General features: G+C 62.9%; 13 protein-coding genes and 2 tRNA genes. 9 read left to right on the plus strand and 6 right to left on the minus strand.

Translation table 11 applies throughout. The features are described from left to right. The first annotated feature begins 80 nt into the window (after positions 1 to 80). Positions 81 to 869 carry a helix-turn-helix transcriptional regulator gene (locus tag O3300_RS11340; RefSeq protein ID WP_289898680.1) on the plus strand — a complete coding sequence of 263 codons (789 nt, stop codon included), beginning with the start codon at positions 81 to 83 and terminating at the stop codon, positions 867 to 869. Between the two features lie 59 nt (positions 870 to 928). On the opposite strand, the gene O3300_RS11345 is transcribed toward O3300_RS11340, so the two are convergent. Both O3300_RS11345 and O3300_RS11350 read right to left on the minus strand, forming a co-directional pair. Continuing rightward, positions 929 to 1005 (minus strand) — tRNA-Met (locus tag O3300_RS11345). Positions 1006 to 1168: 163 nt separating this feature from the next. Next, a tRNA-Met gene (locus O3300_RS11350) sits at positions 1169 to 1245 on the minus strand. Between the two features lie 238 nt (positions 1246 to 1483). Between O3300_RS11350 and O3300_RS11355 the strand changes: the two genes are divergently transcribed. From O3300_RS11355 to O3300_RS11365, 3 genes are read left to right on the plus strand one after another with little or no spacing between them, the layout of a single operon-like run. Next, positions 1484 to 2062 carry an NUDIX hydrolase gene (locus O3300_RS11355; protein WP_099666811.1) on the plus strand — a complete coding sequence of 193 codons (579 nt, stop codon included), beginning with the start codon at positions 1484 to 1486 and terminating at the stop codon, positions 2060 to 2062. Positions 2063 to 2090: 28 nt separating this feature from the next. Continuing rightward, positions 2091 to 2807: a leucyl/phenylalanyl-tRNA--protein transferase gene (aat, locus tag O3300_RS11360; protein ID WP_305052953.1), complete on the plus strand. Its 717-nt coding sequence runs from the start codon at positions 2091 to 2093 to the stop codon at positions 2805 to 2807. Positions 2808 to 2867: 60 nt separating this feature from the next. Continuing rightward, a complete protein-coding gene (locus tag O3300_RS11365; protein WP_099666809.1) occupies positions 2868 to 3590 on the plus strand; it encodes an arginyltransferase in 723 nt (240 codons plus the stop codon). A gap of 43 nt (positions 3591 to 3633) precedes the next feature. Here the strand turns inward: O3300_RS11365 and O3300_RS11370 are convergent, their stop codons facing one another. Then, a complete protein-coding gene (locus O3300_RS11370; protein WP_305052954.1) occupies positions 3634 to 6945 on the minus strand; it encodes a S41 family peptidase in 3312 nt (1103 codons plus the stop codon). A gap of 203 nt (positions 6946 to 7148) precedes the next feature. Here O3300_RS11370 and O3300_RS11375 point away from each other — a divergent pair, with 203 nt between their 5' ends. The 3 genes from O3300_RS11375 (at position 7149) to O3300_RS11385 (ending at position 11967) form a co-directional block, all read left to right on the plus strand. Then, on the plus strand, positions 7149 to 8198 hold the full coding sequence (locus O3300_RS11375; protein ID WP_305052955.1) for a quinone-dependent dihydroorotate dehydrogenase: 1050 nt from the start codon (positions 7149 to 7151) through the stop codon (positions 8196 to 8198). 9 nt (positions 8199 to 8207) lie between these two features. Further along, positions 8208 to 9254: an aldo/keto reductase gene (locus tag O3300_RS11380; RefSeq protein ID WP_305052956.1), complete on the plus strand. Its 1047-nt coding sequence runs from the start codon at positions 8208 to 8210 to the stop codon at positions 9252 to 9254. Between the two features lie 295 nt (positions 9255 to 9549). Beyond that, positions 9550 to 11967, plus strand: a complete 2418-nt coding sequence (locus tag O3300_RS11385) for a TonB-dependent siderophore receptor (protein WP_305052957.1) — start codon at positions 9550 to 9552, stop codon at positions 11965 to 11967. Between the two features lie 91 nt (positions 11968 to 12058). Here O3300_RS11385 and O3300_RS11390 read toward each other — a convergent pair whose 3' ends face one another. Then, the gene (locus O3300_RS11390) at positions 12059 to 12616 is read right to left on the minus strand and encodes a PEP-CTERM sorting domain-containing protein (RefSeq protein ID WP_305052958.1); all 558 of its coding nucleotides are present in this window, start codon (positions 12614 to 12616) and stop codon (positions 12059 to 12061) included. A gap of 353 nt (positions 12617 to 12969) precedes the next feature. Here O3300_RS11390 and O3300_RS11395 point away from each other — a divergent pair, with 353 nt between their 5' ends. Both O3300_RS11395 and O3300_RS11400 read left to right on the plus strand, forming a co-directional pair. Beyond that, positions 12970 to 13581, plus strand: a complete 612-nt coding sequence (locus tag O3300_RS11395) for a DUF2185 domain-containing protein (protein WP_305052959.1) — start codon at positions 12970 to 12972, stop codon at positions 13579 to 13581. Then, positions 13578 to 13931, plus strand: coding sequence for an MmcQ/YjbR family DNA-binding protein (locus O3300_RS11400; protein WP_289898687.1), 354 nt, complete (start codon positions 13578 to 13580; stop codon positions 13929 to 13931). Before O3300_RS11395 ends, O3300_RS11400 begins: the two co-directional genes overlap by 4 nt. Here the strand turns inward: O3300_RS11400 and O3300_RS11405 are convergent. Together O3300_RS11405 and O3300_RS11410 are read right to left on the minus strand one after the other, a co-directional pair. Beyond that, the gene (locus O3300_RS11405) at positions 13928 to 14860 is read right to left on the minus strand and encodes a CysB family HTH-type transcriptional regulator (protein WP_070256667.1); all 933 of its coding nucleotides are present in this window, start codon (positions 14858 to 14860) and stop codon (positions 13928 to 13930) included. The two genes, O3300_RS11400 and O3300_RS11405, sit on opposite strands and share 4 nt — an antisense overlap. A 12-nt stretch (positions 14861 to 14872) precedes the next feature. After that, positions 14873 to 15943: a sulfate/molybdate ABC transporter ATP-binding protein gene (locus tag O3300_RS11410; RefSeq protein WP_034747519.1), complete on the minus strand. Its 1071-nt coding sequence runs from the start codon at positions 15941 to 15943 to the stop codon at positions 14873 to 14875.

A 15943-nucleotide genomic window follows, 5' to 3' on the forward strand; every position in this document is an offset into this window, starting at 1 on the left:
CTGGAATACAATATAAACAATTACAATTTAACTGTTTATGCTATTACTGATAGCAACAGGCTTACCTGAAAGGCAGCACCATGCGCACTTTGGCCCGCACCCGCCACGAACTGGCCGCCTACCTGCAGGCGCGCCGCGCACGCCTGTCGCCGGAAGACGTGGGTTTGCCCGGCGGCGGGCGGCGCAGGACGCCCGGCTTGCGCCGCGAAGAAGTGGCGGCGCTGGCCGGCGTGGGACTGACCTGGTACACCTGGCTGGAGCAGGGGCGCGACATCGGCGTCTCCAGCGCCTTTCTCGACAAGCTGGCCGAAGTGCTGAAACTCGACGCGGGCGAACGCCGCCACCTGTTCCTGCTCGCGCATGCGCGTCCGCCGGCCGAAGAAGGCAAGACGTTTTGCGTGGTGCCGCCGCCGGTGCGCCGCCTGATGCACGAACTGGCGCATCCCGCGTATGTGCTCAACCTGCGCTGGGACGTGCTGGCGTTCAATGCGGGCGCGGACGCCCTGTTCGGCTTCGGCGCGCATGTGCCGGCGCGGCGCAATCTGCTGTGGCTCCTGTTTACCGATCCGCTGCTGCGCTCGCGCTTCATCGGCTGGGAAGAGCAGGCGCCGCTGATGCTGTCGAGCTTTCGCCGCGACTATGCGCGCGCCACGCAGGAAGCGGACATCCATGCGCTGGTGGACGAACTGGAAAAAGTCTCGCCCGAATTCAAGCTGTGGTGGCGCCGCCACGACGTGCATGCGCCATGTGCCGGCGTGCGCTGCCTGGACGTCGACGGCGAAGGCATCGCGTATGAGCACACCTCGCTGACCATCGATGCGGACCGCCACCTGCGGCTGGTCGTATATGCGCGCCAGGTGCCAGAGTAAACACCGCCGCACAACGAAAAAACCGCTGACCCTCTTGCGAGGAATCAGCGGCTTCGAATTGGTTGCGGGGACAGGATTTGAACCTGTGACCTTCGGGTTATGAGCCCGACGAGCTGCCAGACTGCTCCACCCCGCAGCAGAATTATATACCAGATTGTTGCGAGGCGTAAAGGGCAAGATTTGACAATTGCATGCGCCCCCCGCCTCGCGAAGATTGCAGATGGGCAAATGACGGGGAGCGCCAGGCGGAAATGAAAAAAGCCGCCGATCTTTTGCAAGAATCAGCGGCTTTCCGGTATTGGTTGCGGGGACAGGATTTGAACCTGTGACCTTCGGGTTATGAGCCCGACGAGCTGCCAGACTGCTCCACCCCGCACAAGAATTATAAGGGCAAACAGGTGGCTTAGGCAATAGCTATCTCAACTTAGACCGCAATAGAGCCATTTTATTAGAGCCATTTTATTAAAAATGCGTTCCAAAGTGCATCAAGCAGCTTCGCCAATTGCCGGTTGGCATTGTGTCCGCCCGTCACGCCACGCCGCACGCAATCGGTGTACAGTAAGCGGTGTACAGTAAGCGTTACACTAGACATCATTCTTTTCCTAAGCCCGCCCATGAAATTCTGCTCCGAATGCGCCCATCCTGTCAGCCTGTCCATCCCGGAAGGCGACAACCGTCCGCGCTATGTGTGCGCCAACTGCGACGCCATCCATTACCAGAACCCGAAAATGGTGGTCGGCTCGATTCCCGTCTGGGAAGAGGATGGCCAGTTGCAGGTCTTGCTGTGCAAGCGGGCCATCGAGCCGCGCCTGGGCTACTGGACCCTGCCGGCCGGCTTCATGGAAAACGATGAAACGACGTCGGATGCGGCCGAACGCGAAACGGTGGAGGAAGCGGGCGCGAATATCGAACTAGGCCCCCTGTTTTCGCTGCTGAACGTGCAGCGCGTGCACCAGGTGCACCTGTTCTACCTGGCGCGCCTGCGCGACCTCGATTTCGCGCCGGGCATCGAAAGCCTGGACGTGCAGCTGTTTACGGAAGCGCAGATTCCCTGGGATGACCTGGCCTTTCCCACCATCCGCGCCACCCTGGAACTGTTCTTTGCCGACCGCGTGAAAATCCGCGAAGGCGGCAGCTACGGCGTCCATACGGGCGACATCACGCGCCCGATGGCGCGCACGGATGCAGAATAATCCCCTCACCTGCCACCTTTGACGCCGCATGATTCCCTGGCTCGACATCCACACCCCGTTCCCCGACGTCTCGCGCGCCCTGACCGACGAGGCGCCCGGTCTGCTGGCGGCCGGCGCCGACCTGTCGCCCGCGCGCCTGCTCGACGCCTACCGGCGCGGCATCTTCCCCTGGTTTTCCGAAGGCCAGCCTATTTTGTGGTGGAGCACCGATCCGCGCATGGTGCTGATGACGGAGCATTTCAAGGTCTCCGACAGCCTGGCCAAGGCGATCCGCAAGGTCGAACGCAGCGCCGCGACGGACGGGCGCTGGCAGCTGCGCTTCGACGGCAATTTCGACGCCGTCATGCGCGCCTGCGCCGCGCCGCGCAAGGATGGCCCGGGCACGTGGATTTCTGACGAAATCATCGCCGGCTACACGGGCTTGCACAAGCTGGGCTACGCGCACTCGTCGGAACTGTGGCTGGACGGGGAACTGGTGGGCGGCGCGTATGGCGTGTCGATCGGGCGCATGTTCTATGGCGAATCGATGTTCGCGCGCGTGACGGATGGCTCGAAGATCGCGCTGGCGCACCTGGTGCGCTTCCTGAAGGACCGCGGCGTGACCATGATTGACTGCCAGCAAGAAACAAGACACCTGGCGTCGCTGGGCGCGGCGCCCATTTCGCGCGCGCGCTTCCTCGCCCATGTGCGCGTCGCCATTGAAGCAGCGCAAATCACGGATTGGCAGGCTGCGCCGCCGGCATAAAAAAGCTATGATATCTCCACGCAGACTTCCATTGCCGCGGACAGACCAGACAGGATCAGCATGACGCACCTGAACGAACTACCGTTTGCCACCCTGCAGTTCTACACGACGGCGCCCTACCCGTGCAGCTACCTGGACGACCGCCAGGCCCGCTCGCAGGTGGCCACGCCCTCGCACCTGATCAACAGCGACGTGTATTCGGAACTGGTGCGCAACGGCTTTCGCCGCAGCGGCATTTTTACTTACCGCCCGTATTGCGATGGCTGCCAGGCCTGCATACCCGTGCGCGTCGTGACGGGCGAGTTCACCCCGAACCGCAACCAGCGCCGCGCCTGGAGCCGCCACGCCGACCTGCAGGCGGGCGTGGCCACCCTGTCCTTCCTCGACGAGCACTACGAGCTGTACCTGCGCTACCAGAGCACGCGCCACGCGGGCGGCGGCATGGACCAGGACAGCCGCGACCAGTATGCGCAATTCCTGCTGCAAAGCCGGGTCAACACGCGCCTGGTGGAATTCCGCGATGCCGAAGGCATCCTGCGCATGGTCAGCATCATCGACGTGCTGGCCGACGGCCTGTCGTCCGTCTACACCTTTTTCGATCCGGACGTGCCAGGCGCCTCCTACGGCACCTACAACGTGCTGTGGCAAATCGCCCAGGCGCGCGAACTGGGCCTGCCCTACATCTACCTGGGCTACTGGATAAAGCAAAGCCCGAAGATGGCGTATAAAATCAACTTCAAGCCGCTGGAAGCACGGATCAAGGGGCAGTGGGTCATCCTGTAAAAAAAGGGGCTCGCGCCCCTTTTTTCATGCCTGCCGTACCGGCTTACCTGCTCTTGTCCGGAAACGCAGGACGCTTGGGCTGCACGGGCGGATTCTTCGCCAGTTCGGCCTGGATCACCTCGATCGCCTTTTCCAGCTGCGGATCGCGGCCGGCGATGACGTCGGCCGGCGTTTGCTCGACGTCGATATCGGGCGGCACGCCTTCATTTTCCACGCCCCAGCCATTCTCGCGCGTCCAGAACGCCAGGTTCGGCGCCGTGATGAAGCCGCCGTCCATCAGCACGGGGAAGCCCAGTACGCCCACCAGGCCGCCCCACGTCGCCTTGCCGATCAGCGGGCCCATGTTGTTTTTGCGGAACATCCACGGCAGCAGGTCGCCGCCCGAACCGGCCGTCTCGTCGATCAGCATGGCGCGCGGCCCCTGGATCGACGCGGACGGCGTCTTCATGTCGGCGCCATAGCGCATGGTCCACCAGGCGATTTCCTTCTTCTGCAGTATCTCGATGTAGTAATCGGCCACACTGCCGCCACCGTTGAAACGCTCGTCGACGATGATGGCCTGCTTGTCCGCCTGCGGGAAGAAATAGCGCTTGAAGTAGGTGTGGCCCAGCCCCGCCGTATTGGGCACGTACACATACGCTACCTTGCCGCCCGTGGCCGCATTGACCTTGCGCATATTGCCTTCGATCCAGTCTCGGTTGCGCAAGGCATCCTCGGTCGGCACGGGCACCACGGTGATGGTGCGCGCGCCCTTGCCGTCGGCCGACGGTCCCACGGTCAGGTCGATGGCCTTGCCGGCCGTGTTCTCGAAGGCGCTGTAGATATTCGTCGGCGGCAGCAAAGGACGGCTGTCGACGGCCAGCAGGTATTCGCCCGCCTTGACGTTCAGGCCCGGCTCCGTCAGCGGCGCGCGCAGGGCCGGATTCCAGTTCAAGCCGCCATACACCTTCTTGAAGCGGTAACGGCCGTCGCGCACTTCATAATCGGCGCCCAGCAAGCCCCCCGGCACCTTCTTCGCCTCGATAAAATCGTCGCCGCCGCCTCCCCGGTGGTGGCCCACGGCCAGTTCGCTGCACATCCACTGTATCAATCGGTTCAGGTCCGCGCGGCTGGACAGCTCGGGCAGGAACACGGCGTACTTGTCGCGCATGGCCTTCCAGTCCACGCCATGCATGCCCGGGTCGTAGAAATAGTCGCGGTTGATGCGCCACACCTCGTTGAAAATCTGCGTCCATTCGGCGCGCGGATCGGCCTTCACTTCGATGGCGTCGACCTTGATCTTGCCCTCGCCCGGCGCCAGCAGCTTGCCCGTGGCCGACCCCATGGCCCAATTGTCCTTCTGGCGGTACAGCAGCTTCTTGCCGTCGGCCGAGACTTCGAAATCATCGGCTTCCGCCACCACGGTTTCCGCCTTGCGCTCCTTCAGATCGAAGCGCTGCACGGCCTTCTTGCCGTCGCTTTCGCGCAGCAGGAAGATTTGCCCCGCAGCGCCAGCCGTCAGGCTGGAGAATTGCGCGGCCGGCAGCGGCAAGTCGACGATGCGCGTGGCGATGCCGTCGAAATCGATGTGGATCGGCGCCACCGGCGCCACGACCACTTTCGGGTCGTCGCGCCCCGTCTTCGGGTCGACCTTCGGCTCGCTCTTCGCTTCCGCTTCCCCCTTCGCCGTGTCTTTTTTACTCTCCGCGCCGGCCGCCTTTTCCTCGTCGCTTTCCTTGATCAGGGGCGATGGCAAGTCGCGCCGCAGCACGGCCATCCACACGGTGCGCGTCACCAGATTGTCTTCGTTCTGCTGCGAGAACCAGTTGTTGCTGGGACCAGCATTCGTCGAGGCGAAGAAGTACAGGTATTTGCCGCTCTTGTCGAACACGGGCTGGGCCACGTCGGACAAGCCGTCGGTCACGGGCATCGACTTGTTCTGCTCGACGGAATAGATATAGGCGCTGCGCGTGTAGGTGGGCGAATTGAGCGTGTAGGCCAGCCAGCGCGAATCGGGCGCCCACGAGGCGCGCATGCTCTTGTCGACGCCATACATCGGCTCCGTGGCGATTCTTTGCACCTTGCCCGTGCCGACATCGATCACATACATGCTCCAGCCATTGTCGGCAAACGCGATCTTCCTGCTGTCGGGCGACCAGACGGCGTTGTCATAGAAACCGCTGCCATTGAGCTTGAGCTTTTTCACGGCGCCCTTGCCGTCCTGCGAGCGCACATGCAGCTCGTATTCCCCCGACTCGTCCGAGAAATACGCGACCGAGCGGCCATCGGGCGACCAGATGGGCGTGCGCTCGTGGGCGCCGCCCGTCTGCGTCAGGTTGCGCACGTCGCCCTTGTCGGCGGGGATGGTGACGATTTCGCCCCGGTATTCGAAGGCGATGCGCGCACCCGACGGCGAAATCGACGCGTCGCGGATGTATTTCGCGTTCTTGACCCAGCGGGGGCGCGCCTGCCCCAGGTCGCTGGCCACGGCGATGACCAGCTTGTGCGCCTGGCCGCTGGCGATGTCGAGCGAGTGCAGATAACCGGCCTGCTCGTAGACGATGGTGCCGTTCGCCGCCGACGCGTTCAGCACGGGGAAATCCTTGTGCTGCGTCAACTGGCGCACGGCTTTCGTCTTGACGTCGTAGGCAAACAGGTTGAATTCGCCGTTGCGGTCCGAGCGGAAGTACACGGTATCCTTGATCCACATCGGATCGACGTCGTTCGAGCGCGTCGTCGGCTGGGGGATTTTTTCAATCGATTTGTCGCTGGACGAAAATAGCCACAGCCAGGAATTGGTGCCGCCCCGGTAGCGCTTCCACTGCTTGAAGGCGGGCGCCAGCGGGTTGTAGGCGATGCGCTGGCCATCGGGAGAATACGTGGCGCGCGACGCGTTGGGGATTTCCAGCTGGGTTTCCACGCCGCCCGCCACCGGCACCGTGAACAGCTTCTGGAAGCGGTTGTTGAAGGCGGCGCGGGGCGAGGTGAACATCACGGACTGGCCATCGGGGGTGAACGATTGCGCCAGATCAACACCCGGGTGGAAGGTCAGGCGGCGCGGCACGCCGCCGGCGGCCGCGATCACATACACGTCGACATTGCCGTCGATGTTGGCGCTATACGCGATCAGGCTGCCGTCGGGCGAAAACACGGGGTTGGATTTGTCGCCCAGGTCGGAGGTGAGGCGCCGCGCGCCGCCGCCGTCCAGGTTCGATAGCCATACGTCGCCCGCATAGATGAAGGCGATGTGGCGGCTGGAGACGGCCGGTTCGCTCAGCATGCGGGTGTCTTGCGTATTGGGCAGGGCCAGGGCCGGATGGCTCAGCAGCAGTGCGCTGGCGGCCGCGATGGCGGTCAGGATGCGTGTCTTTTTCAATCGATGTCTCGCTTATGAAGTCAACAGAACAGAGAAAAAACAGGAAGGTCCACGGTCGAATGCGAATTATCAAGGATTCAATATTGCATTAGACCAACAAGAACTATACACCCGGCAGCCGCGCGGAACACGGTAAAATACGCCACTTATTTCGCGCGCCGCCAGCCCTTCCCGGCAGCCCGCATACCTACTCAAAGCGCCCCATGTCTGAAAAAATCCTGTACTCCCTCGCCCGCCCCTTGCTGTTTTCGATGGATGCCGAAGCGGCCCACCATCTCACCCTGCCCGCCCTGAAACGCGCCAGCGCGCTGGGCCTGACGAAGCTGGCCGGCAAACCGGCGGCGGACCCGCGCACGGTGATGGGCATCACCTTCCCGAACCCGGTCGGCCTGGCCGCCGGCCTGGACAAGGACGGCGCCTACATCGACGCGCTGGCCGACCTGGGTTTCGGCTCCATCGAAGTGGGCACCGTCACGCCGCGCGCTCAGGCGGGCAATCCGAAACCGCGCATGTTCCGCCTGCCGCAGGCGCAAGGCATCATCAACCGCATGGGCTTTAACAATGGCGGCGTGGATGCGTTTGTCGCCAACGTGCAGGCGTCGAAGTTCTACCAGGACCGCGCCGGGGTACTGGGCCTGAACATCGGCAAGAACGCCGACACGCCCATCGAGCGCGCGGCCGACGACTACCTGCTGTGCCTGGAAAAAGTCTACCCCTACGCCAGCTATGTGACGGTGAACATCTCGTCGCCGAACACCAAGAATTTGCGCCAGCTGCAGGGTGCGTCGGAACTCGACGCCCTGCTGTCGCAGCTCAAAGATGCCCAGGCGCGCCTGGCGGACAAGCACAAGCGCTACGTGCCCCTGGCCCTGAAAATCGCGCCGGACATGGATGGCGAACAGGTGAAAAGCATCGCCGAGTCGCTCACGCGCCACCAGATCGACGGCGTCATCGCCACCAACACGACCCTGTCGCGCAGCGCCGTCGAAGGCATGCCGCACGGCGCGGAAGCGGGCGGCCTGTCGGGCGCGCCCGTGTTCGAGCTGTCGAACAATGTCATCCGCCTGCTGAAGGCGGAACTGGGCGATGCACTGCCCATCATCGGCGTGGGCGGCATCATGCAGGGCAGCGACGCCGTGGCCAAGTTCGAGGCGGGCGCGCAACTGGTGCAGCTGTACAGCGGCCTGATTTACGCCGGCCCCGCGCTGATCAAGGATTGCGCGCGCGCGCTGCACGGCAAGCAGGCCCGCTAAGGACGGCGCATGAAAAAGATCAAGCTGGGTACCAGCAGCCTGGAAGTCAGCAGGATCTGCCTGGGCACGATGACCTTCGGCGAACAGAACACGGAAGCCGAAGCGCACAGCCAGCTCGATTACGCGCTGGAACGGGGCATCAACTTCATCGACACGGCGGAAATGTATCCGGTGATGGCCAGCGCGCAGACGCAGGGCAGCACCGAGCGCCATATCGGCAGCTGGCTGAAGAAAAGCGGCAAGCGCGGCAACATCGTGCTGGCCAGCAAGGTGGCCGGGCCGAATTCGCGCATGCACTGGATACGCAAGGGCAAGACGGACCACGACGCGGTCAACATCCGCGCCGCCGTCGAAGACAGCTTGCGCCGGCTGCAGACGGAGCACATTGACCTGTATCAATTGCACTGGCCCAGCCGCAACCTGCCCATCTTCGGCGCCAGCGTGTACAACCCGCGCAAGGAGCACGCTTGCGTCGCCATCGAAGACACGCTGGCCGTGCTGGGCAAGCTGGTCGAGGAAGGCAAGATCGGCCACATCGGCGTGTCGAACGAATCGTCGTGGGGCGTGTGCGAATACATCAAGCAGGCGGAACTGAAGGGCTTGCCGCGCATCGCCTCCATCCAGAACCTGTACAACCTGACGGCGCGCCATTTCGAGACGAGTTTGCTCGACGAAACCTGCCACCGGGAAAATGTCAGCTTGCTGGCCTACAGCCCGCTGGCGTTCGGCCAGCTGACGGCGAAATACCTCGACGATCCGCAAGCCAAGGGCCGCCTGACGCGCTTTCCGGCCGGCTGGAGCCCCCGCTACGTGCGCCCCGCCACCATCGCGGCCGCCGGCCAGTATGCGGCGCTGGCCCGCGCGCACGGCTTGACGCCGGCGCAGCTGGCGCTGGCCTGGTGCTACACGCGCTGGTTCGTGGCCTCGACCATCATCGGCGCCACCAGCGTGGAGCAGTTGCAGCAAAATATCGACGCCCATCAAGTCACTTTGTCGCCGGAACTGGTGGCGGCCGTCGACGCCATCCACGCCAGTGCGCCCAATCCAGGGCAGTAACCGCCCTGCGTCTGGCGGCGCATGCCGCCGCCAGGCTCCCCCCTCTCCTCGCAATAGTCGTATTTATACAACAGCTGGCAATTTACTGCTGTGCAGCATTGCGGCCTTGCCTTGCCCGGCCGTATGCTGGAAACGAGGCCATATGCGCTACTCGCGCCATGTTGACGTGTTTCAGATATTTATTGCATATCGATAGACAGAACGATTCGTAAGCACGCCACGTGCCCACTGTTAATCTGATTTCATCGTCGGACCGCCATGGTCCGCGTAACCACCAACCGAAGAGATATCGTCGATGAGTTCAAGCAACGCCCGCTCCCAGCTTCCCGCCCTGCCCGTGAAAACCGTTATCGCCGCCAGCCTGATCGCCTGCTTCAGCCTGCCCATGCAGGCGCAAGCGCAGCAAGAGCTGCCGGCCGAAGGCGAATTGCAATCGGTGGTTGTCACCGGCACCTTCGCCAAGAACCGCCGCACCATCGATTCCGAATCGCCGATCGACATCCTCACCTCGCGCGACCTGCAAAGCACAGGCTCGGCCGAACTGGCCACCGTGCTGGCGCGCCTGCTGCCATCGATGAACTTCCCCCGTCCGACGGGTGCCGATGGCAGCGACGCCGTGCGCCCTGCCCAGCTGCGCGGCCTGTCGCCCGACCAGACCCTGGTGCTGGTGAACGGCAAGCGCCGCTACACCTCGGCCGTCGTCAACGTCAACGGCACCCTGGGCCGCGGCTCGGCGCCTGTCGACCTGAACGCCATCCCCCTGGCCGCCATCGACCACGTGGAAGTGCTGCGCGATGGCGCGGCGGCCCAGTACGGTTCCGATGCGATTGCCGGCGTGATCAACATCATCCTGAAAAAAGGCGCGGCCGGCGGCGACGTCGAAGTGGGCTATGGCCAGACGCAGGAGCGCGACGGCAAGCAAAAATCCATCAAGGGTTCGGCCGGCTTCGCCCTGGGCGAGGACGGCTGGGTGCGCGTCTCGGCGGAAGTGGCCGATCGCGGTCCCACCAACCGCGCCGGCCGCGATTTCAGCAACCCGCTGGAACCGCGCTACGGCAAGGTCAACCTGCGCTACGGCGATGCCGAGAGCAAGCCGGCTACCGTCTTCATCAACAGCGAATACCATCTCGGCGACAACCTCGACTGGTATGCCTTCGGCGGCTACGGCCAGCGCGACACCTCGGCCGGCGCCACCTGGCGCGCAGGCCTGGTGAAGGACAAAAATGGACAATACGTCACCCGCTCGTCGATCTTCCCCGAAGGCTTCCTGCCGATCCAGAACAGCACCCTGACCGACCAGTCGCTGGTGACAGGCTTGCGCGGCGAGGCGGCCGGCTGGCGTTGGGATGCCAGCCTGAATTACGGCAGCAACAAGTTCAAGCTGGATCTCGACAATACCGTCAATTTCGATCTGGCTGCCGCCAGCCCCACGCACTTCTATGTGGGCTCGCTGAAAAATGAGCAGACCGTCCTGAATCTCGACGCGGCACGCGAATTCCCCGTCGCTTACTTTACGGGGCCGCTGACGGTGGCCGTGGGCGCCGAAGCGCGCCATGAAAAATACACGATCGGCGCTGGCGAGCAAGCATCGTATACCGGTACCGGTTCGCAGGGCTTTGCCGGCTTCCGTCCCGAAAACGCGGGTAGCCACAGCCGCCACAATGAATCGATCTACGTCAACCTGGAAGCGGAAGCGACGAAAAAACTGTCCGGCGGCGTGGCCCTGCGCCATGAGCGCTACAGCGATTTCGGCAGCACCACCTCGGCCAAGGGTTCGGCCCGCTATGCCTTCACGGACGCCCTGTCCCTGCGCGGCACCGTGTCGAGCGGCTTCCGCGCACCGTCGCTGGCACAGCAGTACTACACCATCACCACCACCAACTTCCAGGTCATCAATGGCACGAATACAGCCATCGAAACGGGCACCTTTGCCGTCAACACGCCGCAGGCGCGCGCACTGGGCGCACAAAACCTGAAAGCGGAGAAAGCCCGCAACTACAGCCTGGGGCTGCAATTCCAGCCCACGCGCAACTTCACGACGACGATCGACGCCTACCGCATCGACATCGATGACCGCATCCTGTTTTCCTCCAATCTGATACTCAGCACTACTTTGAAAAACATCCTCGCCGCGCAAGGCACGCCGGTGGGTGCAGGACGCTATTTCACCAACGCCGTCGATACGCGCACGGAAGGCGTGGACATCGTCAGCACCTACCGCATCGACTTGCAGGACAAGGACCGCCTGGACTTGACCGTGGCGTACAACCACAACAAGACCTCGGTACAGAAACTGGCGGACAATCCGGCCATCCTGACGGCCAACGACCTGAAACTGATCGACCGCCAGACCATCCAGCGCGCCACCGTCGGTTCGCCAAAGGACAAGTTCAGCCTGGCCGCAGATTACAGCGTCGGCATCTGGAATGCACACGGCGTCGTAACGCGCTACGGCAGTTTCATCGTGCCGCAAAACAATGCCCTGCAAGACCAGCATTACGATCCGCAATGGGTGCTGGACGTGTCCGGTTCCGTGAAACTGGGCAAGAACTGGCGCCTGGTGGCCGGTATCGACAACGTCACCAACCGCTATCCTGACCAGGTCACCAGCGTGGGCAACTTCAACAATGGCGGCACCCAGCCGTACAGCGGCTTCGCGCCGAACGGCTTCAACGGCCGCTATTACTACGCCAAGGCCGGCTATAGCTGGTAAATGGCGCTCTGCCATGCAAAAAGCCTGGAACGCATCGCGTTTCCAGGCTTTTTTTCATGCGTCAGCGCATGCGCCCTCAGGCGCTGCAGGCTCAGGCGCGGCGGCGGCGCGCGACAAATCCGACCAGGCCCAAGCCCAGCATCAGCATGCCGTAGGTCGCTGGCTCAGGCACTGCCGAAACCGAACTGAACGCGCGGAAATTGCTCAGGCCACGCGGCAGGTTGGCAATGCTGACAACCGTATTGGCGGCCAGCGGCGTGTCCCAGTGGAACAACAGTTCGCCACGGCCATAATGCACGGCCAGGTAGTCAAAGCTGGAGTTGACGGTGAACGAACCAGAGTTGCTGCTGGCCAAGTCGCCCTGGGCGGCAAAGACCAAGGAGCCGGTACCGCTGGACGGCAGGCCAAACGTGCTGCTGACCAAACTCTGGATGGCGGCCGCGCTTTGCGCGCCGGGCGGGTTGGCGCCGTCATAGACCCAAACCGAGTCCGCTGCCACGCTGCCATAGGTGACGGTCTTGCCGCCCACCGAAAAGCCCGTCATGGCAGGATCGGTGATTTCCACCCAGCTCGCCGCCTGGGCCAATGGCGCCAGGCAAGCCGCAGCGGTCAGGCAAAGACCCAGCAACGCGCGTTTGGTCATGTTCATATATTCCCCTGATATAAATATTTTAATAATTGCAATTTTAATTATTTTTCTATCACTCTCACATCGCAGAGCAAAAGATATCATTCAGGAAATAGAAATGCAATAAAAGAAACAATTTTTACCATTGGCATTTTCAATTGGCCTTATCGATTTATGGCCGGTGCCTGCTATCGCGGGGCATGCCGCCCTCCCTGCCATGTCCGGGCGCCGCTCCTGGCAGCAGGATTGTTGCAGATCGGCACATGCCAGATAGCGGTGTAGCCCTGCGGCAACGGCAAGCCTGAAGGTAGGCGTGGTCATCCTGGCACGCAATCGGCTACCATGGGTGTTCCTCTTCTTGATAACGGATCACCATGCCCAGCTGGCACCTGGCCGACGCCGCCGAACTGGCGGCGCGCCATCCCTACACCTTCTACAAATCGCCGCCCGAGGCCATCGCCCAGGTGCGCCCCGGCGAGGTGGTCAAGCTGATCTTCGCCTTCCACAGCGACGATCCGCAGGCGCCGGGCGCCGAGCGCATGTGGGTGCTGGTCGACACAGTCGAGCCGCACGGACACTTCACCGGCAAGCTCGACAACACGCCAGGCTACATCCGTGATCTGCAAGCCAAAGACCCCGTCGCCTTCGCGGCACGCCACATCATCAATACGCAGCACGACGATGACGACAACCTCGTCAACCGCTATGCGGGCCTGTGCTTCGTGACGAAAAAAGTGCTGGAAGACGGCGCGCCTGTCGGCTATCTGTACCGCGAGGAACCGGACAACGCCGACGACAGCGGCTGGCGCTTCACGGCGAATGATGAAAGCGACGACTACATCAACGACAGCGCCAACGTGGCCCTCGTGTCGCTGGGCGCCGTGCTCGGCGTGGATGACCGTTTCATTGCGCTGCTGGACGCTCCCACCGGCGCGGCCTATGCCTTCGACCATAACACCCAACAATTCATGGCGGTTGACGAATGACAAGTGATGAACTGAAAGACGTTTGCGCGGCCCTGCCCGGCGCGCAAGCCGTGCTGTACGGTGCGCCGTCAAACATCCTCGTGTATGAAGTGAGCGGCAAGAAGTTTGCCTATTTTAAGACCAGCGCACCCGAGCAGTGGCGCTTCAGCCTGCGCGCCAGCGCCGGGCGCTTCATCGAACTGACGGACATGCCCGGCGTGAAACCGGCCCGTTACATGGGCCGCTTTCACTGGGTGACCATCGTCGACGTGGCGCGCTTCCCGGCCGATTACCTGGCGGAACTGGTGCAGGATAGCCACGCGCGCGCCGTGGCCAGCCTGACGCGCGCGCAAAGGGCGGCCATCGCCTAGAGGGCGTCCTCGCCCGCCATGGCGCGGTCGATGTCTTCGCGCGTCAAGTCCGGCGCCAGCTGCAGGATGAACTCGTAGGCGTAGGCGCGCAGGTAGGCGCCACGCCGCACGGCCAGGCGCGTCGTGTTGGTGGCGAACAAATGCGACGCTTCCACGGCCCGCAGCCCCTTGTCGCGGCCATGGTCGAAGGCCATCGAGGCGACGATGCCTACGCCCAGGCCCAGCGCCACGTATTGCTTGATGACGTCGGAATCCATGGCCGTCAGGATGATATCGGTCGCCACGCCCGCCTTGGCAAACGCATCGTCGATATGCCCGCGCCCCGTGAAACCCTTGTCGTAGGTAATCAGCGGATATTTCGCCAGGTCTTCCAGGCGGATGGGCGAGTGCTCGAGCAGCGGATGGCCGTCGGGCACGACGATCAAATGGCTCCAGCGGTAGCACGGGAACGACACGAGGTCGGGGAACTGGCTCAAGCCTTCCGTGGCGATGCCGATATCGGTCTTGCCAGACAGCACCCATTCCGCGATGTGTTCGGGCGCGCTTTGTTGTAGCGCAATACGCACGTCGGGGAAAGCGGCGCGGAAGCTTTGCACCACTTTCGGCAGCGCATAGCGCGCCTGCGTGTGCGTGGCCGCCACGGACAAGGTTCCGCTGGTCTGGCCGCTGTATTCGAGGCTGGCCTGCTGCAGGTTTTCCGCCTCGATCAAGAGACGGTCGACGATCTTCAGGATGCCCTTGCCCGGCTCCGTCAAGCCCGTCAAACGCTTGCCGTTGCGCTCGAAAATCACCACGCCCAGCTCGTCTTCGAGTTCGCGGATTTGCCGGCTCACGCCCGGTTGCGACGTGAACAGGGCGTTGGCCACTTCCGTCAGGTTATAGCCGCGGCGGGCCGCTTCGCGGATCGATCGCAATTGTTGAAAGTTCATGGCTATCCTGTATCAAGTTCGGGTGGGTTCCACAAATACATGGAGGCGTTTCGGGCGGACAACTAATGTCTCGCCTTCCTTCAGCTGCAGATGGGTAAAACGCTCGTTCGACATCACCGCTTCGATCAGTTCGCTGTTATCCACACGCTGCAAGTCCAGCTGGGCCAGCGGGCCGATGGCATGCGCGCGGCTCAGTTTCACGACGATGCCTTCCGCTCCCTGCGTATAGCGGTCGATTTCCAGGTCGTGCGGCCGCACATAGGCCGTGCCCTTGCTGTCGCTCACGCCCGCGTAATCGGGTACCTCGAAACTGGCGTCGCCCGTGGCCATCACGCCGTCATGCACGCGGCCGTGGAACAGGTTGACGTTGCCGAGGAAGCCGTAGACGAAGGGCGACGCAGGGTGGTTATAAACTTGCTCAGGGGAACCGAGTTGCTCGACCGTGCCCTTGTTCATCAGTACGACCTGGTCGGCCACTTCCAGCGCCTCTTCCTGATCATGCGTGACGAAAATACTGGTGACGTGCAAGTCGTCATGCAGGCGGCGCAGCCAGCGGCGCAATTCCTTGCGCACCTTGGCATCCAAGGCGCCGAACGGCTCGTCCAGCAGCAGCACGCGCGGCTCGACCGCCAGCGCGCGCGCCAGGGCGATGCGCTGGCGTTGCCCGCCCGACAATTGCGGCGGATAGCGGTCGGCCAGCCAATCGAGCTGCACCAGTTCCAGCAAATCCTTGACCTTGCGGCGGATCTGGTCTTCCGACGGGCGCTCGCTGCGCGACTTCACGCGCAAGCCGAAGGCCACGTTCTCGAACACGGTCATGTGCTTGAACAGCGCATAGTGTTGAAACACAAAACCGACCTGGCGCTCGCGCACATGGCGGTTCGACGCGTCTTCCGCGTCCAGCAGCACCTGGCCGCTGTCCGGATGTTCCAAGCCAGCAATAATGCGCAGCAAGGTTGTCTTGCCGCAACCGGACGGGCCCAGCAAGGCCGTCAGTTCGCCGGCGGGAAAATCCAGCGAGATATTGTCGAGGGCAACGAAATCGCCGAAGCGCTTGTGGATGTTTTTAACTGCGATGGTCAT

Origin of the sequence: Janthinobacterium sp. SUN206 (genome assembly GCF_030587305.1) — a bacterium.
GTDB lineage: Bacteria > Pseudomonadota > Gammaproteobacteria > Burkholderiales > Burkholderiaceae_D > Janthinobacterium > Janthinobacterium kumbetense.

Coding starts and splice junctions, on each gene's coding strand:
- O3300_RS11380 (WP_305052956.1), top strand. CDS start 8,208: ATGAAAAAGATCAAGCTGGGTACCAGCAGCCTGGAAGTCAGCAGGATC.
- O3300_RS11340 (WP_289898680.1), top strand. CDS start 81: ATGCGCACTTTGGCCCGCACCCGCCACGAACTGGCCGCCTACCTGCAG.
- O3300_RS11355 (WP_099666811.1), top strand. CDS start 1,484: ATGAAATTCTGCTCCGAATGCGCCCATCCTGTCAGCCTGTCCATCCCG.
- O3300_RS11405 (WP_070256667.1), bottom strand. CDS start 14,860: ATGAACTTTCAACAATTGCGATCGATCCGCGAAGCGGCCCGCCGCGGC.
- O3300_RS11365 (WP_099666809.1), top strand. CDS start 2,868: ATGACGCACCTGAACGAACTACCGTTTGCCACCCTGCAGTTCTACACG.
- O3300_RS11400 (WP_289898687.1), top strand. CDS start 13,578: ATGACAAGTGATGAACTGAAAGACGTTTGCGCGGCCCTGCCCGGCGCG.
- O3300_RS11395 (WP_305052959.1), top strand. CDS start 12,970: ATGCCCAGCTGGCACCTGGCCGACGCCGCCGAACTGGCGGCGCGCCAT.
- O3300_RS11385 (WP_305052957.1), top strand. CDS start 9,550: ATGAGTTCAAGCAACGCCCGCTCCCAGCTTCCCGCCCTGCCCGTGAAA.
- O3300_RS11410 (WP_034747519.1), bottom strand. CDS start 15,943: ATGACCATCGCAGTTAAAAACATCCACAAGCGCTTCGGCGATTTCGTT.
- O3300_RS11375 (WP_305052955.1), top strand. CDS start 7,149: ATGTCTGAAAAAATCCTGTACTCCCTCGCCCGCCCCTTGCTGTTTTCG.
- aat (WP_305052953.1), top strand. CDS start 2,091: ATGATTCCCTGGCTCGACATCCACACCCCGTTCCCCGACGTCTCGCGC.
- O3300_RS11390 (WP_305052958.1), bottom strand. CDS start 12,616: ATGAACATGACCAAACGCGCGTTGCTGGGTCTTTGCCTGACCGCTGCG.